The organism is Gluconobacter sp. P1D12_c (assembly GCF_018812105.1).
Taxonomy (GTDB): domain Bacteria; phylum Pseudomonadota; class Alphaproteobacteria; order Acetobacterales; family Acetobacteraceae; genus Gluconobacter; species Gluconobacter oxydans_A.
The window spans coordinates 68,739-95,256 of sequence record NZ_JACSIQ010000003.1 but is presented as its reverse complement, the minus strand read 5'-3'; the positions used below and the strand labels follow the sequence as shown (position 1 = coordinate 95,256).

Sequence of the window (26,518 nt, the reverse complement as noted above, 5' to 3'; positions counted from 1 at the left end):
CCAACGCCGTTAATGCCGTAAATGTTCAATCATCTTTCGACGTGAACATCTTCAAACCCGCTTCAAGGCACGTTACACTGGCCTCATCATTGCCGCGCCGGGCCCGAATACGTCGCACCCTGTAGCTCTTTACTCTCAAGGATTGTCATGACACCCGCTCTCTACCGCCGCCAGTGGGGACAAAACCCGCTGCGTGAGGTTCTGGCTGGCATGGTCGGCACGTTTGCCCTCATTCCAGAAGTCATTGCCTTCTCTTACATCGCAGGTGTTTCACCTGCGGTCTCGCTGTTCGCGTCTTTTGTCATTTCGGTCTCAATCGCAATTTTTGGTGGCCGACCCGGAATGATCTCAGGAGCAGCAGGATCTGTTGCTCTCGTTGCAGCACCACTCGTACATGCCCACGGCGTGCAGGCCATGCTGCTCGCAACTCTGATTGCAGGCGCTTTACAGATTGTCTTCGGTCTTCTGCGCCTTCAGGCCGTTATGCGGTTTGTTTCCGCGGAAGTTCGTACAGGCTTCGTCAACGCGCTGGCCATCATGATCTTTTCCGCACAGGTGCCACAATTGCTGGGCGTTGGCTGGGAAACTTACGCCCTGATCGCTCTGGGTCTCGTCATCATCTACCTGCTTCCCAAGATTTCTGACGCCATCCCATCCCCATTGATCTGCATTGTCCTGCTGACGGCCATCACAATGGTCCATCCCATGCCTGTTCACACGGTGTCAGATCTGGGTGAACTCCCAACCGGTTTCCCTAACCTCACTATTCCCCACATTAATCTGGACTGGGCGACCCTGTCAGCCGTTATTCCCTATGCCATCGCCATGGCTGCCGTGGGGTTGCTGGAATCCATGATGACAGCTTCAGTCGTCGATGACCTGACGGACACGCACGGCAATCAACGTATGGAGTGCACAGGCCTTGGCATCTCCAACATCCTTGTCGGAGCCTTCGGCGGCATTGCCGGGTGCGGCATGATCGGCCAGACAGTTGGCAATCTGCGTTACGGCGGCCTTGGACGTCTCTCCACCTTCACGGCAGGCGCTTTTCTACTCGCCCTGATGGTCCTTCTTCATCGGTGGGTGGGACAGGTTCCGATGGCCGCCTTGGTCGCCATCATGATCATGGTTTCGATCAGCACCTTTTCCTGGGGCAGCCTACGAGACGTCACACGTCAGCCCAAGCTTTCAAGCCTGACAATGCTTGTGACCGTTATTGTGGTCGTGCTGACGCATGATCTGGCTGCCGGCGTTCTGGCCGGGGTGCTGCTGTCAGGTGTATTTTTTGCCTGGCGAGCTGCCAGCCTCCTGACCGTAACCAGCCACCGCGAGGGGTCAACAGAGACCTACACGATTTCCGGACAGGTCTTTTTTGCATCCGCAGACGGCCTTTCGGCTGAAATTGACTATCTGACGAACGCTGAACTCGTCGTGCTCGATTTAACGCATGCAAGGTTCTGGGATGTCACGTCCGTGCAGGCACTGGAAAAGGTTCTGGACAAGCTTCGAAGTCATGGACGTACAGTTGAAGTCACTGGCCTGAAGCATGAGCAGCATGGCATAATTGCATCTCAGTCGGACAATACGCTTCTGGCGATGTGAGACGTCTCTAAGGAAATATCGCGTCCGGGCAGGAAGCAGGATACAAAGGCCTCCTCATGATCGTGAGAAGGAAAGCTGCCCGGATGCGCAGATTTATTATTGCTAGCCTCATATGCTCCATCGTGGCATCTGGAGCTTCAGCTTCCGCGCCGCCCGAGCCTCAGAACAACAACGCTGCGGCCCAGATCCCTGCCGCGGCACAGGCTCTGATCAATCGCTACAAGATGCAGCCAGTTCCTGTAGAAGGTGGCTGGTTTTCCCAGCTTCAGCGCACCACAGAAACTATTGCTGGTTCAGCTTTGCCTCCCCGTTATGCTGGCGTCACGCACCCTGTGTCCACGGCAATCCTCTTTGTAGAAACACGGCGTGACTTCTCCGCACTTCACAGCCTGAAGACAGTCGAGATCTGGCATTTCTATGCTGGAGACCCCGTTCATCTTCTATTGCTCCACCCTAACGGACAAGGCGAGAGCATTACGTTGGATAAAAATCATCCCGCTTATGTCGTGCCGGAAGGTGTTTGGCAGGGTTCAGCCCCCGCTGGGCCATCAGGCTGGTCATTTGTCGGCACGACCATGGCACCAGGCTTTATTCCAGAAGATTTTCAGTTAGGTGAACGCAACACCCTTAGCGAGCGTTACCCTGCCTTCCGTAAGCAGATCACTGCCCTTACCCGTGTGAAAGACAAGGTCCAATGAAGATCAGCCTTGGTATTCTGTCGCTTCTGTTTGCGCCTGGCTTCGCTGCCGCACAAGTTGTTCACCCCGACCATGTTCCAGCCATCTATCCCGCACCGGGAAGCACGCTACAGGAATTCATCGGTATCGGCGCGGCACTTCCCTCCCATCACCAGAGCATCGCACTCTTCACCCTGACTGCCGGAACTGCCTACCCTGAGAGCTACAATCGACACTCGGAAGAAATCTTCCTGATTCATGAGGGAGAGGGCACGGTCTGGCTAGGGGATCAGGCTAATTCTGTTAAAGCCGGGGACATCATTCGCCTCAGTCCACATCTGAAGCATAAAATAGCGGCTGCCCCCCACTCACCCCTAAGTTTTTACGCGATTTCAGCTCCGCCTTTCACCGCAGACGATTACGTTCAAACACCACCTCGATAGCGCCTTTCATCTCAGGAGCGATTTCCTTCAAGGAATTTAATATCTCTGAAATCTTATCAATATTAAAAGAATGACATGGCCGTTCTCGTGAAGCAGAGAACACAGTCTGCTGTCAGCCAGCGGTTCAGTTTTCCATACAATCTTTAATGTTGCGGTAATCGAGTCTTCATACTCCGGTTTGATGAAAACTGTATTAAGGCCCTATGCACCTGCCAGCCTCTTCGCCCGATGCACAGCCTTTACCGCGCAAGCATACCCGCGATCATCGTGTCGATGCACTGCGAGGCGCAGCTCTGCTGATGATGCTGGCTGACCATGTGCCTGATAATCTCATCAACAGAATTACCATTCGCAATTTCGGCTTTGCCGACGCAGCTGAAATCTTCGTCATGCTGGCAGGATATGCGTCCTATCTGGCATATGGTCGGTTGATCGACCGCGACGGCTGGACCAGCGGTATCCGCCGCATCCTGTCACGCTGCGCCAAGCTGTATATTTATCAGACAGCCATGACACTGGTGTTCGTCTGGACCGTCCGGCACTGGCGCCATTACGAGCCCGTACCTGAATATATTCTTGAGCCGCAACTGGCCCACGGATACGGCTGGCTATGGCGCATCCTGACGTTCGATGCGCTCCCGAGCTACCTGAACATCCTGCCGCTTTATATCGTTCTTCTGGCTCTTTTCCCGCTGATCTACGCTGCCCTCAAGAAAAGCGTCTGGCTGCTGCTTGGCGTCAGTGCAGCCATCTGGGCAATTGCCAATATCGATCCGCGCATCACGGTTCCAAACTGGCTGGACCCGAATGGCTGGTACATGAATCCGTTCGGTTGGCAGTTTCTATATATTCTGGGTGTGCTCGGTGCCGTTTGGGCATCAAAGCATAATGGCGATCTGCCAGCCCGAACATGGGCCAAGGTGCTGTGTGGAAGTTACCTGATTGGCGCCTTTATCCTCTGCTTTCCGTATGAATACTGGCACCTGAGCGGGCTGCGCCTGTTTCCGGCCCCACCCAACAATGGGAAATCGACCCTCGCCGTCTGGCGATTGTTCGACATCATGTCGATCTTTTATCTCGTGCAGTCTTCAAAGGTTCTACGTCGTTTTTCAGCAGATCGCCTGGGACAGATCCTGGCCTTGCTTGGCAGAAATTCACTGGAAGTGTTCTCGTTCGGCACAGTGCTGGATTTGCTAGGGCGCCTGATCCTCGGTAGTTTTGGAACAGGCCTGGGCCTTCAGATCATTATTAATGTCCTGGGGCTTATTCTGACCTTCGCGCTCGCAATCCCGCTGGACCGCTCCCGCCAGAAGGCGAAAGCGGCCCGTGCACGCATGGCCCCTCAGGCCGTAGCAGCACGTCCGGGATAGCTGATTTCAAAGCGCTCACAGTCCATGGGGAAGAGACGGACCTGCACATCCATCCCGCCCTCATGATCAAACCGCTCGACAACTTCACCATGCTGGTAAAGCCAGGCCAGTGCTGCACCGTCCTGCAGGGACAGACTGACTTTTACATCCTGCATGGACTGCGTCAGGTACTGGTCCAATGTTTCGAACAGATCAGGAATACCATCGCCTGTGATGGCCGAAATCACCACAGCGTTGTCACGCTTCGGCACGGCTTCAACACCGCCGATCAGGTCTGCTTTGTTCAGAACCTCGATGGTTCGTTCCGGCCATTGGGCATCCAGCATGCCGTCCCGCACCATGCCGTCCAGAACATTCAGCACGTCAGCACGCTGAGCGGCACTATCCGGATGAGCCACATCACGAACATGCAGAATGACATCTGCCTGCGAGACTTCTTCCAAGGTTGCCCGGAAGGCAGCAATCAGTTCTGTCGGCAGATCGCTGATGAATCCCACCGTATCAGACAGGATAACGTTCCGTCCTGAAGGCAAACGCAGCGCGCGCATCGTGGGATCCAGCGTCGCGAAGAGCTGGTTTTCAGCATGGACTGCCGCGCCTGTCAGCGCGTTGAAGAGCGTGGACTTACCCGCATTGGTGTATCCCACAAGGGCAACAATCGGGAATGGAACCCGCTTGCGCGCATCCCGATGCAGACCACGTGTACGCCGAACCTGCTCCAGCTCTTTTTTGATCCGGCCGATCCGGTCCGCGAGCATCCGCTTATCTGCTTCGATCTGCGTTTCGCCCGGTCCACCAAGGAAGCCGAAACCACCGCGCTGACGCTCAAGATGGGTCCACAGACGTACAAGACGGGAGCGCTGATATTCGAGATGGGCCAGTTCGACCTGCAACACACCCTCTCGGGTGGCGGCACGAGCACCGAAAATATCAAGGATCAGACCCGTCCGATCCATGACCTTGCACCCCAGCGCCTTTTCCAGATTACGCTGCTGTCCCGGGGACAGACGGGCATCGATAATGACGACATCGACCTGATCCAGCTTCACGGCTTCGGCAAGCTGCTCAACCTGCCCGCTACCCAGCAGCGTTGCCGGGCGACGCGCCCGAAGCAGAATTGCCGCCTGCCGAACGATCACCAGTCCGATGGAGGCAGCAAGACCGACCGCTTCTTCCAGACGGGCATCTGCAGCCCGGATATCTTCCTGCTGTCCCGATTTCTCCCACGGGAGAATGACAGCAGCACGCGTGGCAGGCTTCTTGGTATCAAATCCGCTCAAAGTTCATTGTCCGCAAACCGCGGGAGGGCTCCCACGGGCATGATTGTACTGATGGCATGCTTGTAAATGAGTTGAACATGCCCATCCCGGCGCAGCAGCAGCGTGTGGCTGTCAAACTGAGCTACGACCCCCTGAAGCTTCACGCCATTGACGAGAAACACCGTGACCGGTGCCTCGATCTGATGGAGATGCTGGAGGAAAACTTCCTGCACAGCGTCTCTTCCGGCGGAAGTGGATGAAGTTTCTGACGTCACGATGTTTTTGACTCGCCGGCCCTGAGGAAAAAAGGAATTGGGATCACTGCCCGTTTATCCCCCGACTGCCGGTGACGTCGAGCGATCTTCCTGTGTGGTAACACCAAGCTGCTTCAGCTTGCGATGCAATGCACTGCGTTCCATGCAGACGAAATTGGCCGTCCGGCTGATATTGCCACCAAACCGCATGAGCTGAACCTGTAGATACTGCGTTTCAAACAGGTCTCTGGCCTCTCGAAGCGGCAGACTCATAACGTCCGCCCCGGAGTTCAGGCGCGTCATGGACGGCGCACCCTGGCTGATACTGGATGGCAGCATGTCTGCCCGGATGGGGTCACTCCCCGAGCCTGGCATCATGATGAGCAGACGCTCCATCAGGTTGCGCAATTCACGCACATTGCCGGGCCACTCATAAGCCTGCAACGCCGCAAGCGCATCCACCGAAAGTTCACGGATCGGCAATCCTGAAGATTGTGCGCAACGCTCCAGAAAGTGCTTGGCCAGTCCCGGAATATCTTCACGACGCTCCCGGAGTGACGGGATGCGCAGAGGGACAACGGCCAACCGGTAATACAAATCTTCCCGGAAGCGATGCGCCATGATTTCGGACTGAAGATCACGGTTTGTCGTGGCAATAACCCGCACATCAACCTTGAGGCGCGTGTTGCCTCCAATCCGCTCAAAAGTCTGGTCTTGCAAGGCACGAACGATCTTGCCCTGCGTTTCCAGCGGCATATCTGCCACCTCATCGAGCAGCAACGTTCCGCGATGAGCACGTTCCAGAACCCCACGGCGTGCGGGCTGGCCGTCCGTACCATCCAGACCGAACAGCTCTTCCTCAAAGCGGTTTGGCGCAAGCGTGGCACAGTTCAGCGCGATGAACGGACCTTCCGCACGACGGGAGCGCGCATGAATCATCCGTGCTGCCACTTCCTTGCCTGAACCGGCTGGGCCGGTAATCAGCACCCGGGAGTTGGTCGGAGCCACACGTTCGATCTGGGCACGAACAGCCGAAACGGCAGCCCCTTCCCCCGATAGCGTCGTCTCAGGCCCGGCCCGCAGTCGCAGCTCTGCATTTTCGCGCTGCAAGCGGGCAGCTTCCAAGGCACGCTGAACCACCAGAAGCAGACGATCTGACTGGAATGGCTTCTCAATGAAATCGTAGGCACCATGTTTAAGGCTGGCAACAGCCGTTTCAATGGTGCCGTGACCTGAAATCATCAGCGTAGGCAGACCTGGCTCTTCAGCCTGCATGACCTTAAGCAGTTCAATCCCGTCCAGCTTGGAACCCTGCAACCAGATATCCAAAATGGCCAGGGACGGCCTGTGTGCCCTGAAAAGCTCCAAAGCCTGATCGGAGTTCGCGGCCGTGCGGGTCGCATATCCTTCGTCGTTCAGGATACCTTCGATCAGGAACCGGATATCCGGCTCGTCATCGACGATCAGAATCTCATGTTCCATCTGTCACCCTCATGATCCGGTCTTCCTTCTCTCCTGCACCACCCAGCTCCGCCAGAGGCAGAGACAGTGTGACGAGTGTCCCGCGCCGTCCGGATGACGGATCGGGGTCCCGATCGGTGAGCTGAAGCATCCCGGCATGGTCCTCCATGATCTTTTTGACAATCGCAAGGCCAAGACCTGTGCCCTTCGCCTTGTGTGTCACATAAGGCTCGGTCAACCGGTGGCGTTCCCCAGTCGGCAGACCAATCCCGTCATCTTCTATCCCTAGCAGGACATGCCCGTCCCGAATGTGCAAGCCCACCACAATGTGTCCAATTGGCTGCATCAGGGCGTCAGACGCGTTTTCCCGCAATTTTCCGCGGTCTGTCATGGCTATGGCATCTGCCGCATTCTGCAGAAGGTTTGTCAATGCCTGCCCTATGAGTCGCCGATCACACCGAACGATAGGCCCTGATGGAGGCAGATCCCGTGTTTCGAACACAATGTCGGGATGAGCGTTTCTTTGCAGCACCAGCGCTTCCCGGCAGATCCGGGAAAAGTCCTCGTTCTGCATCACGGGTTGTGGCATCCGTGCAAAAGCAGAGAACTCATCCACCATCCGGCCGATATCCCCAACCTGCCGGACAATCGTGTCGACAAGCTGCGTATATGTGTCGGGATCGCTCTGAATTTCTTTCAGGAAGCGCCTTTTCAGCCGCTCTGCTGCAAGCTGGATTGGCGTCAGGGGGTTCTTGATTTCATGCGCCACACGTCGGGCCACATCGGCCCAGGCCGCTTTACGCTGCGCTGACTGAAGCGCAGTGATGTCATCGAAGGTTACGACATAACCGGCGACATCCGTGCCACGGAGTTCGGCCACGATCCGCACCAGGAGTGTTCGTCCGGCACCGGCACCGCCACCGTCACCAGGCCCTCCCGGGCGCTGCGCGCCATCCGTATCCACCTGGATTTCATCAGTATGGACGCGTTCAGGCGCCTGCCTTGCCTTGTCCAGCAGAGCTGAAAATTCCGGGACACTGACAGAGAGCCTCATGCCGATCGCAGGTTGCAAATCCCGCTGGAGCACGACGGAAGCAGCCCTATTCGGCAATTCGATCACCTGCCCCCGGTCCAAACCAATGACACCAGCCGACACACCTGCCAGAACAGTTTCCGTAAATCGCCGACGCTCATTGATCTGATCGTAAGCCTGCATCAGTTCTGACCGCTGACTTTCAAGCTGGTCGGTCATACGATTGAAGGCGCGAGAGAGCCCCACAACCTCATCGTCCTTTTCACGGCTCGTCTTTGCTGGCACCGGAACACGAACACCCAGATCACCTTGGGAAATGCGCGTTGCGGCAAGAATGAGAAGGCCTAGCGGGTTCGCAATACGGTTGGCCAGCGCAAGCCCCGTCAACATACCAACAGCCAAAACCAGCAGCCCCATCAGGCCGAAGATCACCACGACAGTGACCTGCGTTTTGCCCCGATTGGCAATCATGTGCTGGTAATCCTGCACGAGCTCGTTGGTACGCCGCATATGCTCGAGGACATCAGGATCGACAGGCCGGGTAATGACCAGCATGAGCCCCGAATTTCCGCCCAGCGAGACAATGGCGCGCACCATGCGCTGATCAGGGCGGTTGAGAATGGCAACGTCTCCCCCGCGTGCCATCTCCACCACAGACTTGGGCGGTAAAGGCGGCAGGGTATTCATGTCCGTCTTGCCGAGAAGACCACCGACACCCAGGACCTTGTCCGTGAGCGGATCAAAGACCTCAGCATCGGTCAAACCACGCTCGTAAACCTCATCGTCCAGCAGTTCCTGCAGACGGGATGGATTGTGGAACAGGTCTGTCCCATGAGTGAACAGCTCATCGTTCTGAATAAGGATCAGCGTATTTGCGAGGGCAAATGCTTCTGTACGGATATTGTCGTTATGCTCCCGCAGATACCCCGCTGCTACGGAGCGGGCCTCCGTCAGGGCATTACTGACGCGATTGGAAAACCAGATCTCCACGCCGTAATGGAAGAATAGCGCTGCAACAGCTCCCACGACGATGGTCGGTGCAACAGCGACAATTCCAAACAGGGTAATGAGGCGCGCATGAAGCCTTGCACCGGCTAACCCAAGCCGCCGTTCTGCCATCATGCGCCCGATCTGCACCACCCCTGCTGCCGTAATCAGCATAAGCATGATGAAGTCGAGCAAGAAGATGATGGCCTGCACCTGCGGCCGATGCGCCAGTGACATGCCCCCCGCGAGAACGACAAAAGTCGCGAACGCAAGAATCAATGCCATGACGGTTAGAAGAACCACCCCGTTGGCGCTTGTCAGTCGTCTCAGCACACGCCCCGGAGAAAAAGAACTCACTCGTCACTTCCCTTTGGAACCGTAATATCCAGTTCCCTGATTTTCTTGCGCAACGTGTTGCGGTTCAGGCCAAGCATGGCGGCCGCGCGAAGCTGGTTGCCGCCTGTTCTCCGCAAGACCATGGTGATAAGCGGCCGCTCGACTTCACCCACCACACTCGCATGCAGATCACCCGCGTCGTTTTCCAGCCCGGTCTCGAAATACTCAGTTAACGGCCGCTCAAGCGCTCGCGCCAGCCCCCGTGGACGCTCGTTTCCTGTCCCCGGCAGACGGCACACCGCACTGATGCGCTCAGGTCCGAGGCGCTGCGATGGCTCGAATGCGGCCAACCAGCGATGTAGACCGCTTTGAAAATTACCCTGCCGCAGCAGAAGGGTCAGGTCGTGCCTGCTCGCAGCAATCACACGCAGATCCGTCTCGGGACGTTCAATCTCAGAGACAAACCGGACCTGTAACGCCGGACACAGGCAGTCAATCTCATCGACAAGCAGCGTCCCGCCCTGCGCCTGCTCGAACCAGCCGCTTTCACGCCCTCCGAACAGAGCGTCTTCGCGCAGTGCACAGGGGGTAGCTGTCAGCGCAGCGACCACGAAAGGCTGCTGCGCCCGCGCACTATGCGTGTGCAGTCGACGCGCAACGTCCTGACGATCGAGCCGGGATGCCCCATACAGAAACATCGGACGGCATGCTTCATCCGCCAGCAAGGGCTCAGCCTGCATCACCATCCCTGACCAAACCTTTGCCGGTCAGGCTGCTTCACTGCATCCATCACGCGGCATGCTGCCGGCTGGTCCGTTCTCACGGTCCCGGACAACGCCTGCTTCGATGTTCCGGTCATAGAACTCTTCCAGCATGGAGATTGCTTCCGGCGCGTTATCCACACGATTAATGGCGGAACGGAATGTTGCAGAGCCGGGCAGACCGCCGGAGTACCAGGACACATGCTTGCGCGCCAGACGCAGACCGGGGCGCTCCCCGAAATGATCCAGCATCATCCTGTAGTGACGCAGGGCAATTGACTTTTCCGTTGCCAGATCCGGGTCAGGAACATCCTGCCCGGTTTTCAGGGACTGAGCCACCTGTGCCGTGAACCATGGACGGCCATAACAGCCTCGGCCGATCATCACGCCATCCGCGCCAGACTGATGGAGCGCCTCACGGGCATCACGGATCGTGTTGATGTCGCCATTCACGATCACCGGCAGACCCACAGCATCCTTCACGGTCTTTACGAAACGCCAGTCTGCAGTTCCGTTATAGAACATCTGACGGGTGCGCCCATGAACCGTCACGAGCCGGATCCCGCTCTCTTCCGCAATTTTCGCAAGCCGTGGTGCATTGAGGGAGTCGTGATCCCAGCCCATGCGCATCTTGAGCGTCACGGGAACATTGACGGCCCGTGCCGTAGCCTCAAGAATCTTTCCAGCCTGCACTTCGTCCCGCATCAGGGCGGAACCCGCCATCTGGCCAATCGCGACCTTCTTCACAGGGCAACCGAAATTGATGTCGATGAGGTTTGCACCGCCATCGACCGCAATCTTCGCAGCCTGCGCCATCGCATCCGGATCACACCCGGCGAGCTGAACCGCGTTCGGGCCATTCCCGGCCGAACGCGCCATGCGCATGGTGTTCTCGTTCTCCCGGATCATTGCCCAGGATGCGATCATTTCAGACACGACCAGCCCCGCGCCAAGGTCGCGCGCAAGCTGGCGGAACGGCAGATCCGTAACCCCTGAAAGCGGAGCAAGGATCACCGGATCTTCGATCACTACGCCCTGGCCAAGATCAATGGGCGCGAGAACGCGGTTCGGGGGAGCGGAAGAGGAGGAAGCTGTCATGACACTGTTAATTTACCGATGCACTCTCTCAAGCGCAAACGCTCCTTTGCCACGAAACCGTTAACGCCCCTGAAACGCTATCGCCTTGCATCCCTTCCATACTCTGCACAGCGACGCAGGAGGTTTTCATGCCCCACATCACCGCGAGCGACGGAACACGCATTCATTACGAAGAGCAAGGGCATGGACGCCCCCTCGTCCTGATCCATGGATGGACGTTTTCGGGGCGGTTTTTCCACCGCAACGTCGAAGCCCTGTCCGAGCATGCACGTGTCATCACCATGGATTTGCGCGGACACGGACGCTCGGACAAACCAAAACACGGTTACCGCATCGGAAGACTGGCCGCAGACCTACGAGACCTGATTGGTGCATTGAACCTCAAGGATGCGACCGTTCTGGGCTGGTCCATCGGGTGCCCCGTGATCTGGTCCTATCTGGAACTGTTCGGACAGGATCGGCTCAGAAGCGCCATATTCGTTCAACAGACGCCGAAACAGTATTACTCTCCGGAATGGAAGCTGGGTCACGCAACCTGCTACGATCAGGCCGGTTTGGCTTACCTTCAGCAGCAGGTTTTTCTGGATGCTGAAAACTTTGACCGCGGCAATCTGGCAGACTGCCTGAGCCAGGACATTCCAGAAGACGAGAAAGCTTTCCTGCTTCGGGAAATGGCCGCCAGCCCGGACTATGCCCGTGCCGCTATGATGGCCGATCACACCACACAGGACTGGCGTGACGTTCTGCCGCATCTCAACCTGCGATCTCTTATGATGGTCGCGGAGAAGGACAAAATCCTGCCCGCAGGGGGGCCAGCCTGGGTGGCCGATCATATGCCGAACTGTGAAGCCGTTTTCTTCAAGGATAGCGCGCATATGGTCTTCATCGACGAAACCGAAAAATTCAATCGGACCGTTATCGAGTTCCTGAAAGGCTGATTCCGATGTCCCTGCCCTTTCTGTTCGGCATGAACGAATTTACTACCCAGCCCTGGTCCTTCGAAGAAGACGTCGCACGCTACAAAGCAGCAGGCGTACAGGCCATCGAGATCTGCGAAGCGAAGCTGAACCCTGCACGCATCCATGAACAGATGACTCTTGCTGCCAACAGCGGCATGACCATCAGCGCCATTCAGCCTTCTGTCCGTACCTTCTTCGACAGCAAGATGGCCCCTGAACCAGCCGACCCGGCCCAGCGCGCAGCACGTCTCAGGAAAAGCCTTGAGACTCTTGCGCCCTATGCGCCGGGCGCCGTTTTCGTCACCAACACAGGTGCTCCACCCAATGGGAACATGCATCGTGTCATGGATGAGACTGCACGTTACCTGCGGGACTTGTGCCCGCTGGCGGCTGATCTGGGCGTTTCCCTGTCGCTGGAGCCGCTAAATCCCACATCCGTCAATGTTGAGAGCGCAATCTGGACGATAGAGCAGGCCCTGGAGATCATTGAGGGTGTTGGCCACCCAGCGATGGGCCTCTGTCTGGATTACTGGAACATCTGGCAGCAAGACGACGTCTGTGGCGCCATTCGGAAAGCTGGCAAGAAAATCAACGTTCTTCAGGTGAGCGACTGGCGGACGCCATATTCTGCCACGGATCGGCTCATTCCCGGCGATGGCGTCATTCCTCTGCATGACATGCTTCACGCCACCTGGGAGGCGGGCTTTCGAGGGGCCTGCACCGTCGAAATTTTCTCGTCAGAGGTTCCGGACAGTCTCTATGACGGAGATCTCGAGGCTCTCATCAGTCAATCACGCAAGGGACTGGAGAATGCCTGGAACAAGGCCTGACATCAGCCAGTCGGACCAATTTCCAGCCGATGCCGGGTCATGCCGGCATCCGTGATCACAAAACGACCGTCTTCGCGCAGGCGAACGAAATCCATGCGCTCCAGACGCTCAAGGCAGGGCTGATCACGCAGACCTGTCGGCCGCCCTGCATCGCCGCAAAGCAGAAGTCGGTGCAGGGTCGAGCGGCAACATGTTTCTAGATAGGGTTCTTCCCACATTGTTTCGCGTCTATCGCGTCCCCATGCTCCCGCCAACCCCTCTCCCATCACGTTCTGCCCCACCACGTGCACGCTGCTTAGGTTTGCGGTAAGGGAAAGACTCATGATTGATCTTGGAAAACTGGCCACGCCCCTCCTGCATCGCTTCGATCCGGAGACGGCGCACGAGCTTGCCATAAACTCCATGGCCCTTGGGCTGGGAGGGTCTGCTCCGAAAGACGTACCGGCACTTGCCACCCGCGCTTTCGGACTCCGCTTTCCGAACCCAATTGGTCTGGCTGCGGGTTTCGACAAAAATGCGCGCGCCGTTCGCCCCTTGGCCAAACTCGGATTCGGCCATGTGGAAGCGGGCACCGTGACACCACGACCGCAGCCCGGGAATCCCCAACCGCGCCTGTTCCGCCTGCCGGAAGACGGCGCAATCATCAATCGCATGGGGTTCAATGGCTGCGGAATTGACCGGTTCTGCCGCAATCTCGCACGCCTGCATCGCCCGATGCCTAATGGCCGCACACGCGGTGCGACAGTACCTCTGGGCGCGAACATTGGCATTAACAAGATCGGCGCAGAGCCTCTGCGGGATTATCCGGAACTCGTCTCCCGCGTCAGTCCCTATGTGGACTACGTGACGATGAACCTGTCCTCACCCAACACGCCCGGCCTGCGGGACCTTCAGTCCGCCCAGATGCTGACAGACCTGCTGAGTGCCATCAACACGCGCAACCCGGATCGCCTGCCTCTACTGGTCAAGCTGGCCCCGGACATGGACGACAGCTCCTACGAGCCCATTCTTGAGGCTGCCATTGCGGGCGGGGCACAAGGACTAATCCTGACCAACACGACAATCGCACGCCCAGCAAGTTTAACGAGCCCCTTGGCAGCCGAGACCGGTGGCCTGTCGGGCAGACCTCTGGCATCCCGGTCGCGTGAAGTTCTCAAGGTTGTCTCAAACCTGAACAAGGGCCGCATCGCGCTCATTTCCTGCGGTGGTATCGAAACAGGAGAAGACGTGCTGGACCGTATTCGCATGGGGGCAGACATGGTCCAGATCTACACGTCTTTCGTGCTCCAAGGTCCCGCTCTTCTCAGCCGCCTTAAGACGGAACTTCTGGATGCCATGCGTCGGGAGGGGCTCGAAACCATTGCCGACGCACACGGGACCGCTCTTTCCGTCTGAAGCCTGCGTCTCGTTTCAAAATTAGAGCCATCAATACCAGCGCCTTTGCCCAGTCCGGCAGAGGCGCTTTCTTTTGCTCGCCAACCGAAAAAGACACCGATCGTCGCCTCTCCAAGGCTTTCCTGAACCTTGTGGCTCTTCGGATCGTTAAAACCCAACATCAAAACTAGGAGTCAAAGCCCCACATGCAAGAGCCCCACCTCACAGGGCCGGAAACCCGCCGGCGAACCCGCTTCACGTGCAGAAGCGCTTTCCTTGCCCTGACGCTCTTGTGTGGCGTACCGATCACCGGCCATACCGCCCCCGCTGCGGCTCCACAGGCAGCACCAACAACAACCCAGAAAGCCGTTGTGGACAAGAACGGCGGTCTGGGCTGGACGGCCGTATCGGATACGATCAACCGACAGCTTGAAGACAGCTCAGCAACGCTGAAACAGATCCTCAATGTTCTTAACCGGACAGATGCCAATCTTGGCAGTACCGAGTTGGACAATCTGTCTGCGCGTGCTCAGCGTGTGCAGCAGAATACGCAGGACGCACTGACGCAGATCCAGAATTACGACGACATCACAGACTCCTATCTTCAAATTCTTGGGCCCAAGGCCGCAGAGAACGAAGACCCGTCCGTCACGGAACAGCGTGCGCGATTGCAGCAGAACTCTCAGGGTGTGAAGTCCGCCCTGATGCGGTCCAAGCTTTACAATCTTCAGGCCAAGCAGCTCAATTCCGCCATCGCCACGCGCCGGACACGTCTGCAAAATGCTGCTCTGTCTGAACGGACAGTATCTCCGCTGGCGCCCAAATTCTGGCATGCCCTCCTGACAGAACGCCCGGAAAACAAGTCGTCGCTCCATGAAGACGGCGTACTGTCAGCATGGATGATGCTCCTGATCGGCACGGCGGGAACATTGTTCCTGATCGGGATTGCGTCTCCTGTTATTCTGCGCCTGTTAAAGCGTGCGGGGGCGAAATTCCGCTCATCCGCAGAAACCGGTGTGAAGGATGCACTGGCAAGCAGCATCATCGCCATCACGCTTAATGGTATTCTATGTGCCCTTCTGGGAGGAATGACCTGGCTGATCTGGAGCGCCGCCGTTCTGGACGCAGATGGCGGCCCCATCGCCGCCGTATTGGGCGAGAGCCTTCCAATCTGTGGCTTTATCATCGGGGCCGGACTTCCGGTTTTTGGACGAAAAGGTGTTCTGGAGGGCAACCCCAACGAACGCCGTGCCCTCCGTGGTGTGGACTGGATGCTGGCACTCAGCATTCTGGTCCTGAATCTTCTTCGCTCTTTCCGCGCTCAGGATGTCTTCGGCCCCACGCTTCAGACCGTCCTGGAAATGGCGTTCTCTCTGGCGATCGGCATCTGTGCAATCGACACCTTCCGCCGGTTGGGCAAGCAGGACGATACACGCCAGTTCGCACCCACCGCGCTGGGACTGTCTTCCCTGATTTTCGGCATCTCGCTCATCGCCGTACTGCTGGGATATGTCTCCTTTGCATTCTCCCTGAACGGCTGGCTCCTGTCATTGGGAACGGGTCTGGCCGTCGTTGTTCTTCTGGGACTGTGCTGGCGTAGCATTCTGGATCATCTTTTTGATCCAGAAGGCCGCTTTAGTGCACGTCTGCACCCGCTCGGACTGTCCTCGCGTCGCCTCACGCAGATCGGTGTTCTGCTGTCAGGCATTGGGAACATCCTGCTGCTGCTGCTGCTCTTCTCGATCGCCCAGACCGACGGAAGCTTCAGCATGGGCGATATCGGCAGCCGCCTACGCCTGCTGTTCGTCGGCAATACCATCCATGGCGTAAAGATCTCGCTTGATACGGTCGTTCTCTGTGTCGTGCTGGTAAGCGTCGCTTACTACATCATTCGCCAGACAAAACACTGGATCAGAGATCGTTTCCTGCCCACCACGCAACTTGATATCGGTGCCCGGACATCCATCCTGAGCATTTTCACATACTGCTCGTGGATCCTGGTTGGCCTTGGCATTCTGTCCATTGCTGGACTGTCTGTTCAGAACCTCACCTGGGTGGTGAGTGCGCTGTCGGTGGGTATCGGTTTCGGCCTTCAGTCCATTGTACAGAACTTCGTCTCCGGCATGATCCTGATGGCAGAACGACCAGTCCGGGTCGGGGATATGGTGGAAATTGCGGGCGCCAAGGGTGACGTTAAGCGCATCAGCATCCGGGCTACGGATATTGGCCTTGGCGACGGTTCAACGCTGATTGTTCCGAACTCGCAGTTCATCACGTCCAGCGTCAAGAACTGTACCCTGTCCGGTTCAACAAGCGCTCTGACACTGAACTTCAAGGTGCCAACTACGACCGATCTGGAAAAAGCCAAATCCCTGCTCATCGAAGTGGCTGCCCAGCGCTCTGAAATTCTGTCCAATCCCGCACCTGTGGTCCGGATCAGTGCGCTCGCAAGCTTTAGCCTCACCATGAGCCTGACCGTCAGGATCCTGTCTGCCCGGGACGCCTCAGCCATACAGGATGCAATCCTTTTCGATGTTTTCCGCCGCTTCAATGCAGAAAATGTCACGCTCACAACTGCCTGATATTTCCGAACGCCCCGTGGAAAACCTCGCTTTTCTACGGGGCGTCTTTTAAGGTGATGAGTGTCTGAACCGCAGGGACACAGACCATGCCGCCATCACATATTTCCGAACAGAACAGTTCAGGGCAGCTTTTCCATTTGCCCATTCGGGCACGTATGCTCGCCGTCAACGAAGCTGCTGCTTATCTGGGATTGTCTCTGCGCCGTTTGAAACTTCTTGCCATGCTCGGAACAGGCCCAGAGCGCGGTCATATGCCGAATGGGAAGCCCGCGTACCGGCGGGAAGACCTCGAAAACTATCTCGTTCACCTCTACGGCAAAGCTGATATTTCCAGCACTGAGATGGCTCGCCGCAGAGCAGAATACGCCAATCAGCGTAATTCCAGCCTTGAGCGCTTGCAGACAGATCCAAAGGCTACTCTACCCCCACCGGACCCCTTCATGATGATGGCCACGAATGGGGAAGTGTGCCAGCATATGGTGTTCTTCATCCTGAAGGTCATGGCCATTTTTGGCTTTATCCTTCTGTGCATTTCACCCACACCGCTCCTGCGTACCCATTTCAACTGAGTCGAAATTAGCCCCGTATGAAAGTTGCCGTTGTTGCCATCGTCCGCGATGAGGTCTCTGATATCCTCTGGTGGCTCGGCTGGTATGTCAGTCTTGGCGTGGATACCATCATTGTATTTGATGATGGTTCAAAAGACGGCACGGATCGTATTATTGCCGATGCGGCCTGTGTGCACGATATCCGCCTTTATCGCATCGAGAGTGCCGGCGGATCTCATACGGAGAGACAGCGGAAAATCCATGCAGAAGCTCTTGAACATCTCAGAGACGAATTCGACTGGATCGGCTTTCTGGATGTTGGCGAGTACGCCTTGCTCCCAACCAACAACACTCTCCATCAATTCCTGAATGAGATGGGTGGCGATGTTGGCGCGATCGGAGTCAATTGGCGCAATTCCGTTTACTCAGGCCATGTTATGAAGCCCCACGTGGCCGCCTTCCACACCGGCACACACCATAAAGCTGAGAACAGCATAAACGGTCCTGCCAAGTCTTTTGTCCGCCCCATGTGCTGGAACGGACAATGGTCCAATGGGGATTATTTTGATGTTGCACCATATCGTTACGTCAATGCCGTAACTCAGGATATAGTGTCCTCAGATACGTCAGAGCTTACGAAGGATCGTTCACAGAGCGACAACAACGTTCGACCTGATTCACATGGCATCGTGGAAGCCAATCGCGGTGACATATACGGTCCGAGCACCCGAGATAAAACTAATGCGATGCAAGATTGGGTACGCCGCGTCATACGACAAGGATATGCGCGTGTTCTTGATGCTCTGCCCAGTTCAAACCAACTGACACCTCTTCCGCCGTCGGTACCGACACTGCATGTGTTTTCAGTCTGGTCTCATGAAGGAAATTGTATCTGCGTCAGAGACACGAAACTGGAAGTGGCGGACAAATCGCCGATAGACCGTCCGCTTCTTGCAATCAGGATCGGCGAAGCTACTTCCAGAGTTTTTCTCACCACTATCGGAACAGATGGCAACCCAACATCAATCGACCCTGATGGTAATCCACACCTGCTCGATTTTTTATCTTACGATGCGATTTCCACAACCGAGCACCAATCTGTGGCGTTACGCCAGACAGGCAACAATTTTTTCCTAAGCGTAAACTCTGAGAGGCTAGAGGGAAGCGTTCCGTCAGACAGTCAGACTTTCAAAGACACCGAAATCTTTCAGTTGCGGCCGTTTGAAAATAAAGCTGCATCAGACGACATTTTGAACGGACCGACGCTGAGCTTCGCACGAGCCGCATTGTCTCAGCCTGTTTCTCTCGCAACCATCGGCGCTCTGGCCAAGAAAGATTTGCGCCTGACCGTCTCCGTTCTCCCCCTCCTGATGGACTTTCTAGAGGATGCAGAGCACGAGATGCTGGAAGCCAAACTTCCAGCCTGACAGCAGGTTTCAGTCCGGAAAGCCGGAAAGCACGACTTTCCCAATTCCCTTGCCACTCTCCAGAATTTCATGCGCAAGGCGTAGGTTTTCCAGCGTGATCGGGCCCAGCGTCTGATGCAGAGTTGTCCGAAGCAACCCAGCATCAACCAGCGATGCAATCTGCCCGAGAATACGCCCTTGCACAGCCATGTCCGGCGTATTGAAAGCTGGGCGCGCAAACATGTATTCCCAATGAACGGACAGTGATTTCCGCTTGAAGGGCATAATATCAAATTCGCCCGGATCATCGATCATCGCCAGCGCACCCTGCGGGGCCAACGCGCGAACAATCGCATCCTTGTGCTGCCCGGTTGCCGTCAAACCAGCCACATATTGCACATGCGGCAGGCCAATCCGGGCGAGTTCCTGATCAAGCGGTCGACGATGATCAATGACATGATGTGCGCCCATGGATTTGCACCATTCCACGGTCTCAGGCCGGGATGCAGTTGCAATGACCTTCAGGCCCGTCAGGCGACGTGCGATCTGCGTGAGAATGGACCCAACGCCTCCAGCCCCGCCAACAATCAGAAGCGCATCCGGGCTTTCCATTTGCCCAGCCGTGAGACCCAGCCGGTCGAATAGCAGCTCCCAGGCCGTCAAAGCAGTCAGAGGCAGAGCCGCAGCTTCGACATCCGTCAGGCTTTCCGGAGCACATGCGACAAGGCGCTCATCGACCGCCTGAAAGCGGGCATTACTGCCCTGCCTCAGATTGCTGCCTGCGTAAAACACACGATCACCCGCACGAAACCCGCGAACCTGGCCACCCGTTGCCACAACCCGGCCTACGGCATCGTAACCCAGAACGCGCGCCTCTCCTTCTGGAGGAGCGACAGACCGGAGCTTTGTATCAACCGGGTTCACGGAAACAGCCGAAACTTCGACAACAACATCCCGCGGGCCCGGCTCAGGGGTCGGGATATTCAATTCCACGAGCGCATCTGTTTCTTCGATGCGGGTCGCACGGGTGTGTCCGAAGGCTTTCATGACGGGCTCCGCAGGGTAATCAGGAATTACGATCCATCAGCATGCTTGTCACAGCTGATTTGAAGGGAAGAAGACGGTTGGCAACGGCCAGGCCCAGCTTTCTGGCTGCCAGAAATGGCGTCTCGTCACGCGTATAGACCGTCGCAATCGCATTGGTTGCGGCGAACAGAGGCGCCGTCGCCAGACGATGCGTCCGGGCGAACTTCGAGAGCACAATGGGCGCCCCCGCATCTCCAGGTCCATCAGCGATGGCACGCGCGAGCGTTTCCTGTCCTTTAAGACCCAGATTGAAGCCATGCGCCGTAATAGGGTGCATCCCCACGGCAGCATCCCCGATCAAGGCAAAACGTGGCGCATGAAAGCGATGAGCATAGACCGCTTTCAAAGGATAGGAACACCGCGGGCTCTCCAGCTCCATTGGCCCCATACGGCCCTGTGTCCGCTCGGTAATCTCGGCGTTGAATGCGTCGGCGTCCAGCGTCTTCAGTCGTGCAATTTCATCGTTTTCCAAGGTTAGAACGAGCGAAGACGAAGCCCCTTCACGCCCGTCGGGAGCAATTGGCAAAAGGGCAATTGTCTGCCCCTCGTCAAACCACTGAAGCGCGGTATGAGCGTGGCTTTCTGGATGATGCATCCGACAGACCAGAATGCTCCGGCCAAAATCATGAATGATTGCACCGATGCCCGCATTGTCGCGTAATCGCGAGAAGCGTCCATCTGCTCCGACCAGAAGATCGGCAATCAGTTCCGTACCATCTGTCAGTGTTACAGCGGCGGACTGCGCGTTATGTCGTGCCGTCTCAATCCCTTCCCCGGCGCGGATTTCGAGGCCCGGTGTCCGCTCTGCCACACGATATAGAGCCCGGCGTATCAGATGATTGGCAACAAGATATCCAAGTGCGTCAGGGCCATCGGCTGGCGCATCAAACAAAAGCGGCGGACTGCCAGCCGTGCCGGTTTCAATGCGCGCCGTGTGCATGGGGCAGATGGACGTTGCCGGGATCTCAGCCCAGGCTCCTGCATCTTTCAGCCAGTTCGCAGCATGATGCGTCAGAGCAATTTCTCGCCCGTCAAAAGGCGGATCAGCCAGAACAGATACTGGCGAACGCTCAATGACACAGACCCTGCGGCCATCCCGCGCAAGAGAAATGCCACAAGCCAGACCAACCGGGCCGCCACCCGCAACAATCACATCATACCGCATTCTGTTCAGCCTGCGTCTGCATCGAATGTAATGGGCTCGCCTTTCCAGACTGCCATATAATTTTCGATGTCCGGGCGCTTGCGACCCTCGACCGGCTTTTCCGGCGTTCCGACGAACAGGAAACCTGCAAGACGATGCGGATCTTTTAATCCCAGCGATTCGAGAAGCGCCCGGTCTTCGCAGAAAGGTCCAGTAACCCAAACTCCGCCAAAGCCTTCGGCGTGCAAGGCATTAAGAACGTTCATCGCCCCAGCAGCCACGGACATTTCCTGCTCAATGACCGGGATCTTGCCGTCAGGGACAATATGCATCCCCAGCGCGATAATCATGGGCATGTTGGAGAAACGATCCCGTCGCTTTTCCTTCTTAGCAGATGGAGCATCGGGTTCCTGCCGTTCCATGGCGTCCAGCACCACCTGGGCAAAGGCCTCCCGATGCTTTCCTTTGATGACCGTGTAGCGCCACGGTCGCATCCGGCCATGATCCGGCGCTCGCAAGCCTGCAGACAGGATATTGCGAAGCTGCTCGCCCTTGGGGGTCGGCTCAACGAGGTTATCGGTCGAGGCGCGGGAGAGAAGGAAGTCGAGGGAGGAGTGATGATGTGCCATGGTTCAGATATGGCGCGATCAGCCTCATCCGCCAAGGGGGCGACAGAGTCTCGCCCAAACTCTTGAAGACAGGTGACAGTCTTCCCGTTCTGCGGCACTCTAGGACCCTTCTTTTTCATCCTTTATCTCAGGGACAGCGTGGAAATAACCCTCCCGCTGGTGTAGCAGAACCACCATGACCGAACCCCGTCACGCCCGTCTGCACCGCGCGACAAGCGAAACCGATATCACCCTTGCCCTGTCTCTTGATGGGCAGGGACGCTCAACCGTGGACAGCGGCATCGGCTTTTTCGACCATATGCTGACGGCACTCGCCAAACATGGCGGCTTCGATCTGGAATTGCTCGCCAAGGGTGATCTGCACATTGACGGGCACCATACGGTCGAAGATGTTGGCATCGTGTTTGGGCAGGCTTTCCGTCAGGCGATCGGGGACAAGCGCGGCATCGAGCGCTTCGGTCATGCACTGGTGCCGCTGGACGAAGCTCTGTGCGAAGCCGTGGTGGACATTTCCGGCCGCCCCTATCTGGCGTGGAACGTGGTTTTCCCACGCGAGAAGATCGGCACGATGGATACCGAACTTTTTGAAGAATTCTTCCGTGCTTTTGCCATGTCTGCACACATCGCGCTGCACCTGACATGCAAGGCGGGAACAAACGCCCACCATATTGCAGAAAGCGGCTTCAAGGCCGTGGCCCGGGCCCTACGCGTTGCCGTCTCGATGGACCCCCGTGCGGCGGGCGCCATTCCCTCCACCAAAGGCGTCCTGTGAAGCTTTTCACGCCCTGTACGGACCCCGCCTCATCGCGGCCGCTGGGTTTGCCTGTCATGGTGCAAAACGGTTTTTCCTGGCGCGTCATGTTTTTTGGATGGCTGGGCCTTCTCACTTATGGTGCCTGGATCTCCGGACTCCTTGCCGCGGCCGTGTCCATCCTGCTGCATGTTTTTATTGCTTCACGGTGGGACATTGCGATCATCGTAGGCATTCATGCGGTCCTTGCCACGTTCACGGCAGAAATCCGTCTGTGGGAAATGCGCCTCAATGGCCGCCAGATGGGCCTGCCAATCCCTGCCCCAAGCAAGGACATTGCGCTGATCCGCTGGGCGGACCGGCACACATCATCTGTTAGCCCCCCGGAGTTCCCATGCGCGTCGTCGTAATTGACTATAATGGTGGCAATCTTGCATCGGCCGCTCAGGCCGCCAAAAAGGCGGCGGCATTGCGTGGACTTGACGCAGACGTCACCATTACGCGCGATGCGGAAGCCATCCTGAATGCCGATCGCCTGATCCTGCCAGGTCAGGGGGCGTTTGCAGATTGTGCTGCAGGCCTTGGGCCGGATCTTCGCAATACTCTTGAGACTGCAACGACTAAAGGCACGCCTTTCCTTGGCATCTGTGTGGGCATGCAGCTCATGAGTGAATATGGCCTGGAGCATGGCCGTACCGAGGGGCTGGGCTGGATTTCAGGCAATATCCGTCGCATGGATGAAGCCGCCAATGCAGGTCTGCGCCTACCCCACATGGGCTGGAACACGCTTGATTTCAAACCGGGCGCACATTTGCTGACGCAGGGCCTGGAGCCCGGAATGCACGGCTATTTTGTTCATTCCTATGCCCTGCATGACGGGCATGAGGACGAACTCGTGGCGACCGCACAGTACGGAAATTCGGTCCCCGCCATCGTTGCGCGCAGTAACCGGTGCGGAACACAGTTTCACGTTGAAAAAAGCCAGACTGTTGGCCTGACCATCATGGGCAATTTTCTGAGGTGGACGTCATGACCGTTGTTTGCGAACGGGTCGTTTCATCCCTCTCCCCCGACGACATGGAAGCGCTCTGCGAAGCGGTAACGGCGGGCATTCTGGATGGCGGCGGTTTCGGCTGGCTTCAGCCGCCCGGAAATCAGGCTCTAGAGCGTTATTTCGAAGGCCTGCTTCTGGTGCAGGAGCGCAGCCTGTATGTGTTGCGCGAAGACGGCATCATTTGCGGTGCGGGACAGCTTGTGCGTCCGCCTTCCAGCTATGAAGCCCATGCCGCCACAGTCAATCTGACAGGCTTCTTTGTTGCACCCTACGCCCGAGGGCGAGGACTGGGGCGCGCTTTGATTCAGGCCATGATCCAGGGCGCAAAAGCCATGGGTAGCAAAGTTATCAACTGCGACGTGCGTGAAACGCATGCTGCTGCCATCGGGCTGTTCCGGTCGCTCGGTTTTGAGCACTGGGGCACCCATCCCTATTATGCACGGATCGGAGGCCAGACGGTGCGCGGACTTTTCTTCTCCAAACTACTCGCCGGTGAACATGAAGCGGCCCGCTGGCAGTCCAGCATTGCTGCACCGGATGCCGGCGGCGCGCCTGTTTCCCCCGAGACCACCAAAAGCCATCAGGGCCTGATGCTCTACCCCGCCATCGACCTGAAAGACGGCGCCTGCGTCCGGCTTCGCCGCGGCGAGATGGAAGATGCCACTCACTATTCCGACGACCCCGCGGCACAGGCCAAGCTGTTTGAAGAAGCAGGCTGCCGCCATCTGCACGTCGTTGACCTCAATGGTGCTTTCGCTGGCAAATCAACGAATGTGCCAGCTATTGAATCCATTGTGAAAGCTACTGGCCTTCCGGTGCAGCTTGGTGGCGGTATCCGCGATATGGCCGCCATTGAACGCTGGCTGGAAGCAGGCGTTTCTCGCATCATCCTAGGTTCCGTCGCGGTAAAAGACCCGGAACTGGTCCGACAGGCTGCCCGCGCCTTCCCGGGCCAGATTGTTGCTGGGATTGACGCCCGTCAGGGCCGCGTTGCAACAGAAGGCTGGGCAGAAGTTTCGGAACTTGAAGCCAACGATCTGGCACTCCGTATGGAAGATGCAGGCGTTGCCGCCATCATCTTCACCGAAATCACGCGCGACGGGATGCTGGCCGGACTTGATCTCGAACAGACGGCAGACATGGCACGCCGCCTCTCCATTCCCGTCATTGCGAGCGGTGGCGTCGGCACCCTCGATCATCTTCGGGACCTGCGCGCTATTGCCCGCGACGTACCGGGCATTTCCGGCGCCATCGTCGGCCGGGCGCTGTATGATGGGCGTATTTCCCTTAAAGACGCCTTGGACGTACTCGGTTCATGCTGAAACTCCGCGTCATTCCCTGCCTTGACGTCAAGGACGGCCGCGTCGTCAAAGGTGTGAATTTCGTCTCCCTGCGTGATGCAGGTGATCCGGTGGAGCAGGCTAAGCTTTACGATGCTGCCGGTGCTGATGAGCTGACATTTTTGGACATCACCGCAAGCGTCGAAAACCGCGATACCATTCTGGATGTCGTCCGCCGCACGGCTGAAGCCATCTGCCTTCCCCTTACAGTAGGTGGTGGCGTTAGGACCTGTGAGGACATGCGGCGCCTGCTTCTGGCTGGCGCTGATAAATGTGCCGTAAACTCGGCAGCGATCACGCGTCCAGAACTGATCCGCGAAGCCTCGCAGCGCTTTGGCAGCCAGTGCGTGGTCGTGGCGATTGATGCACGGTCGAATGGTCGTGGTGGCTGGGAGGTCTATGCCAAAGGTGGCCGCGAACCCACTGGTCTGGATGCGGTGGAATGGGCCAAAAAGATGCAGGATCTGGGCGCAGGCGAAATCCTGCTCACCAGCATGGACCGTGATGGCACGAAGTCCGGTTTCGATCTGGATCTGCTCAGAGCGGTCTGTGGTACAGTGACCATCCCTGTTGTTGCATCCGGCGGCGTTGGCGAATTGCATCACTTTGTTGAAGGCGCGCAGGTTGGCGCAAGCGGCCTGTTAGCCGCCAGCGTCTTCCATTTCGGACAGTTCCGCGTTGGGGACGTCAAACAGGCACTGAATGAGGCCGGCCTTCCGGTCAGACTTGGAGAATAAGGCAATGGCAAAAGCAGCAAAGCCGGAAGAGCGCAAAACGACACCGGCCAGAGAGCACGTGCTGGAGCGCCTGTTCGAGACCGTTCAGTCCCGTCGCGGCACAGACCCGACGCTGAGCCATTCAGCCCGTCTGATGGCCCGTGGTCGCAACAAGATCGCCCAGAAATTTGGCGAAGAAGCTGTTGAATGCCTGATTGAAGCCGTCAACGGCAACCGCAAGGAATTGGTCGGGGAGAGCGCTGACGTTCTTTATCACCTCATCGTCATGTGGGTGGACGCAGGCGTCTCCCCGGAAGACGTCTGGGCAGAGCTGAAGCGTCGCGAAGGCACAAGTGGGATTGCCGAAAAAGCATCGCGCCCCAAGGAAAAGCTTGGTTAAGGGACAAAGCCATGACGTACGACCACAGTAATATCTTTGCGCGCATCCTCCGTAAGGAGATCCCGTCCCGCACGGTTTACGAAGACGACTACGCGCTGGCCTTTCACGACATCGCCCCGCAGGCACCTATCCATGTTCTGGTCATTCCCAAAGGGCCATATGTTTCCATTGCGGACTTCAGTGCGACAGCATCAGCCGATGAAATTACGGGCTTTTGGAGAGCGGTCGCAAAAGTGGCTGAAGCGGAGGGTCTGACGAAAGACGGTTTTCGCCTTATCAGCAATTCCGGCGCCAATTCAGGCCAGGAAGTTCCTCACTTCCACGTCCACCTTTTTGGCGGCGCGGTACTAGGTCCTTTGCTTTCGCAAAAATTGTAAAATAGTACTTGCAAACCCAGAGGGCGTCTTCTATTAACGCC

At 57.2% G+C, this 26,518-nt stretch carries 27 protein-coding genes; 17 read left to right on the top strand and 10 right to left on the bottom strand.

What is annotated here, in order from left to right; translation table 11 throughout:
- The first annotated feature begins 147 nt into the window (after positions 1–147).
- From KP705_RS04270 to KP705_RS04255, 4 genes are all read left to right on the top strand, one after another.
- On the top strand, positions 148–1,602 hold the full coding sequence (locus KP705_RS04270; protein WP_215764099.1) for a SulP family inorganic anion transporter: 1,455 nt from the start codon (positions 148–150) through the stop codon (positions 1,600–1,602).
- An 83-nt stretch (positions 1,603–1,685) separates the two neighbouring features.
- Positions 1,686–2,300: a cupin domain-containing protein gene (locus tag KP705_RS04265; RefSeq protein ID WP_215764098.1), complete on the top strand. Its 615-nt coding sequence runs from the start codon at positions 1,686–1,688 to the stop codon at positions 2,298–2,300.
- Complete coding sequence (locus tag KP705_RS04260; RefSeq protein ID WP_211513333.1) at positions 2,297–2,722, top strand: cupin domain-containing protein; 426 nt, start codon at positions 2,297–2,299, stop codon at positions 2,720–2,722. The genes KP705_RS04265 and KP705_RS04260 overlap by 4 nt, the downstream gene beginning before the upstream one ends.
- A 203-nt stretch (positions 2,723–2,925) precedes the next feature.
- Complete coding sequence (locus KP705_RS04255) at positions 2,926–4,092, top strand: OpgC family protein (protein ID WP_046901110.1); 1,167 nt, start codon at positions 2,926–2,928, stop codon at positions 4,090–4,092.
- Here the strand turns inward: KP705_RS04255 and hflX are convergent.
- From hflX to dusB, 6 genes are all read right to left on the bottom strand, one after another.
- Positions 4,065–5,372: a GTPase HflX gene (gene hflX, locus KP705_RS04250; RefSeq protein ID WP_046901109.1), complete on the bottom strand. Its 1,308-nt coding sequence runs from the start codon at positions 5,370–5,372 to the stop codon at positions 4,065–4,067. The two genes, KP705_RS04255 and hflX, sit on opposite strands and share 28 nt — an antisense overlap.
- Entirely contained in the window at positions 5,369–5,584 is a 216-nt protein-coding gene (gene hfq, locus KP705_RS04245; protein ID WP_369826498.1) for an RNA chaperone Hfq, read from the bottom strand. The genes hflX and hfq overlap by 4 nt, the downstream gene beginning before the upstream one ends.
- A gap of 96 nt (positions 5,585–5,680) precedes the next feature.
- The gene (locus KP705_RS04240) at positions 5,681–7,087 is read right to left on the bottom strand and encodes a sigma-54 dependent transcriptional regulator (RefSeq protein ID WP_046901107.1); all 1,407 of its coding nucleotides are present in this window, start codon (positions 7,085–7,087) and stop codon (positions 5,681–5,683) included.
- Positions 7,077–9,371 carry a PAS domain-containing sensor histidine kinase gene (locus tag KP705_RS04235; protein ID WP_232309222.1) on the bottom strand — a complete coding sequence of 765 codons (2,295 nt, stop codon included), beginning with the start codon at positions 9,369–9,371 and terminating at the stop codon, positions 7,077–7,079. Before KP705_RS04235 ends, KP705_RS04240 begins: the two co-directional genes overlap by 11 nt.
- Before the next feature lie 68 nt (positions 9,372–9,439).
- Positions 9,440–10,168: a helix-turn-helix domain-containing protein gene (locus KP705_RS04230; RefSeq protein WP_046901105.1), complete on the bottom strand. Its 729-nt coding sequence runs from the start codon at positions 10,166–10,168 to the stop codon at positions 9,440–9,442.
- A gap of 21 nt (positions 10,169–10,189) precedes the next feature.
- Positions 10,190–11,281 carry a tRNA dihydrouridine synthase DusB gene (dusB, locus tag KP705_RS04225; protein ID WP_046901104.1) on the bottom strand — a complete coding sequence of 364 codons (1,092 nt, stop codon included), beginning with the start codon at positions 11,279–11,281 and terminating at the stop codon, positions 10,190–10,192.
- Positions 11,282–11,409: 128 nt separating this feature from the next.
- Here dusB and KP705_RS04220 point away from each other — a divergent pair, with 128 nt between their 5' ends.
- Entirely contained in the window at positions 11,410–12,219 is an 810-nt protein-coding gene (locus KP705_RS04220; RefSeq protein WP_046901103.1) for an alpha/beta fold hydrolase, read from the top strand.
- 5 nt (positions 12,220–12,224) lie between these two features.
- The gene (locus KP705_RS04215; protein WP_046901102.1) at positions 12,225–13,070 is read left to right on the top strand and encodes a sugar phosphate isomerase/epimerase; all 846 of its coding nucleotides are present in this window, start codon (positions 12,225–12,227) and stop codon (positions 13,068–13,070) included.
- A gap of 2 nt (positions 13,071–13,072) precedes the next feature.
- On the opposite strand, the gene KP705_RS04210 is transcribed toward KP705_RS04215, so the two are convergent.
- Positions 13,073–13,288 (bottom strand): hypothetical protein, encoded by a 216-nt coding sequence (locus KP705_RS04210; protein WP_046902018.1) that lies wholly within the window; start codon positions 13,286–13,288, stop codon positions 13,073–13,075.
- A gap of 103 nt (positions 13,289–13,391) precedes the next feature.
- On the opposite strand from KP705_RS04210, the gene KP705_RS04205 reads away from it, so the two are divergent.
- The 4 genes from KP705_RS04205 to KP705_RS04190 all read left to right on the top strand — a co-directional run bounded on the left by KP705_RS04205 (position 13,392) and on the right by KP705_RS04190 (position 19,001).
- Positions 13,392–14,465, top strand: coding sequence for a quinone-dependent dihydroorotate dehydrogenase (locus KP705_RS04205; protein ID WP_046901101.1), 1,074 nt, complete (start codon positions 13,392–13,394; stop codon positions 14,463–14,465).
- A gap of 185 nt (positions 14,466–14,650) precedes the next feature.
- Positions 14,651–17,026 carry a DUF3772 domain-containing protein gene (locus KP705_RS04200; protein WP_080951475.1) on the top strand — a complete coding sequence of 792 codons (2,376 nt, stop codon included), beginning with the start codon at positions 14,651–14,653 and terminating at the stop codon, positions 17,024–17,026.
- A gap of 86 nt (positions 17,027–17,112) precedes the next feature.
- Complete coding sequence (locus tag KP705_RS04195) at positions 17,113–17,595, top strand: hypothetical protein (protein WP_046901100.1); 483 nt, start codon at positions 17,113–17,115, stop codon at positions 17,593–17,595.
- 17 nt (positions 17,596–17,612) lie between these two features.
- Positions 17,613–19,001 (top strand): glycosyltransferase family 2 protein, encoded by a 1,389-nt coding sequence (locus KP705_RS04190; RefSeq protein ID WP_046901099.1) that lies wholly within the window; start codon positions 17,613–17,615, stop codon positions 18,999–19,001.
- A 9-nt stretch (positions 19,002–19,010) separates the two neighbouring features.
- Here the strand turns inward: KP705_RS04190 and KP705_RS04185 are convergent, their stop codons facing one another.
- From KP705_RS04185 to KP705_RS04175, 3 genes are read right to left on the bottom strand one after another with little or no spacing between them, the layout of a single operon-like run.
- On the bottom strand, positions 19,011–20,027 hold the full coding sequence (locus tag KP705_RS04185) for a zinc-binding alcohol dehydrogenase family protein (protein ID WP_046901098.1): 1,017 nt from the start codon (positions 20,025–20,027) through the stop codon (positions 19,011–19,013).
- 19 nt (positions 20,028–20,046) lie between these two features.
- Positions 20,047–21,231 carry a 5-demethoxyubiquinol-8 5-hydroxylase UbiM gene (gene ubiM, locus KP705_RS04180; RefSeq protein ID WP_215764097.1) on the bottom strand — a complete coding sequence of 395 codons (1,185 nt, stop codon included), beginning with the start codon at positions 21,229–21,231 and terminating at the stop codon, positions 20,047–20,049.
- 5 nt (positions 21,232–21,236) lie between these two features.
- A complete protein-coding gene (locus tag KP705_RS04175; RefSeq protein WP_046901096.1) occupies positions 21,237–21,839 on the bottom strand; it encodes a nitroreductase in 603 nt (200 codons plus the stop codon).
- 175 nt (positions 21,840–22,014) lie between these two features.
- Here KP705_RS04175 and hisB point away from each other — a divergent pair, with 175 nt between their 5' ends.
- The 7 genes from hisB to KP705_RS04140 are packed head-to-tail and all read left to right on the top strand — an operon-like array spanning position 22,015 to position 26,477.
- A complete protein-coding gene (hisB, locus tag KP705_RS04170) occupies positions 22,015–22,611 on the top strand; it encodes an imidazoleglycerol-phosphate dehydratase HisB (protein WP_046901095.1) in 597 nt (198 codons plus the stop codon).
- Complete coding sequence (locus tag KP705_RS04165; RefSeq protein WP_046901094.1) at positions 22,608–23,000, top strand: hypothetical protein; 393 nt, start codon at positions 22,608–22,610, stop codon at positions 22,998–23,000. The genes hisB and KP705_RS04165 overlap by 4 nt, the downstream gene beginning before the upstream one ends.
- Entirely contained in the window at positions 22,985–23,623 is a 639-nt protein-coding gene (hisH, locus tag KP705_RS04160; protein ID WP_046901093.1) for an imidazole glycerol phosphate synthase subunit HisH, read from the top strand. The genes KP705_RS04165 and hisH overlap by 16 nt, the downstream gene beginning before the upstream one ends.
- Positions 23,620–24,966, top strand: coding sequence for a 1-(5-phosphoribosyl)-5-[(5-phosphoribosylamino)methylideneamino]imidazole-4-carboxamide isomerase (gene hisA / locus KP705_RS04155; protein WP_211513324.1), 1,347 nt, complete (start codon positions 23,620–23,622; stop codon positions 24,964–24,966). Before hisH ends, hisA begins: the two co-directional genes overlap by 4 nt.
- Entirely contained in the window at positions 24,960–25,721 is a 762-nt protein-coding gene (gene hisF, locus KP705_RS04150) for an imidazole glycerol phosphate synthase subunit HisF (RefSeq protein WP_099213110.1), read from the top strand. Before hisA ends, hisF begins: the two co-directional genes overlap by 7 nt.
- 4 nt (positions 25,722–25,725) lie before the next feature.
- Entirely contained in the window at positions 25,726–26,100 is a 375-nt protein-coding gene (locus KP705_RS04145; RefSeq protein WP_211496724.1) for a phosphoribosyl-ATP diphosphatase, read from the top strand.
- A gap of 11 nt (positions 26,101–26,111) precedes the next feature.
- Complete coding sequence (locus KP705_RS04140) at positions 26,112–26,477, top strand: histidine triad nucleotide-binding protein (protein ID WP_215764096.1); 366 nt, start codon at positions 26,112–26,114, stop codon at positions 26,475–26,477.
- Positions 26,478–26,518: the final 41 nt, after the last annotated feature.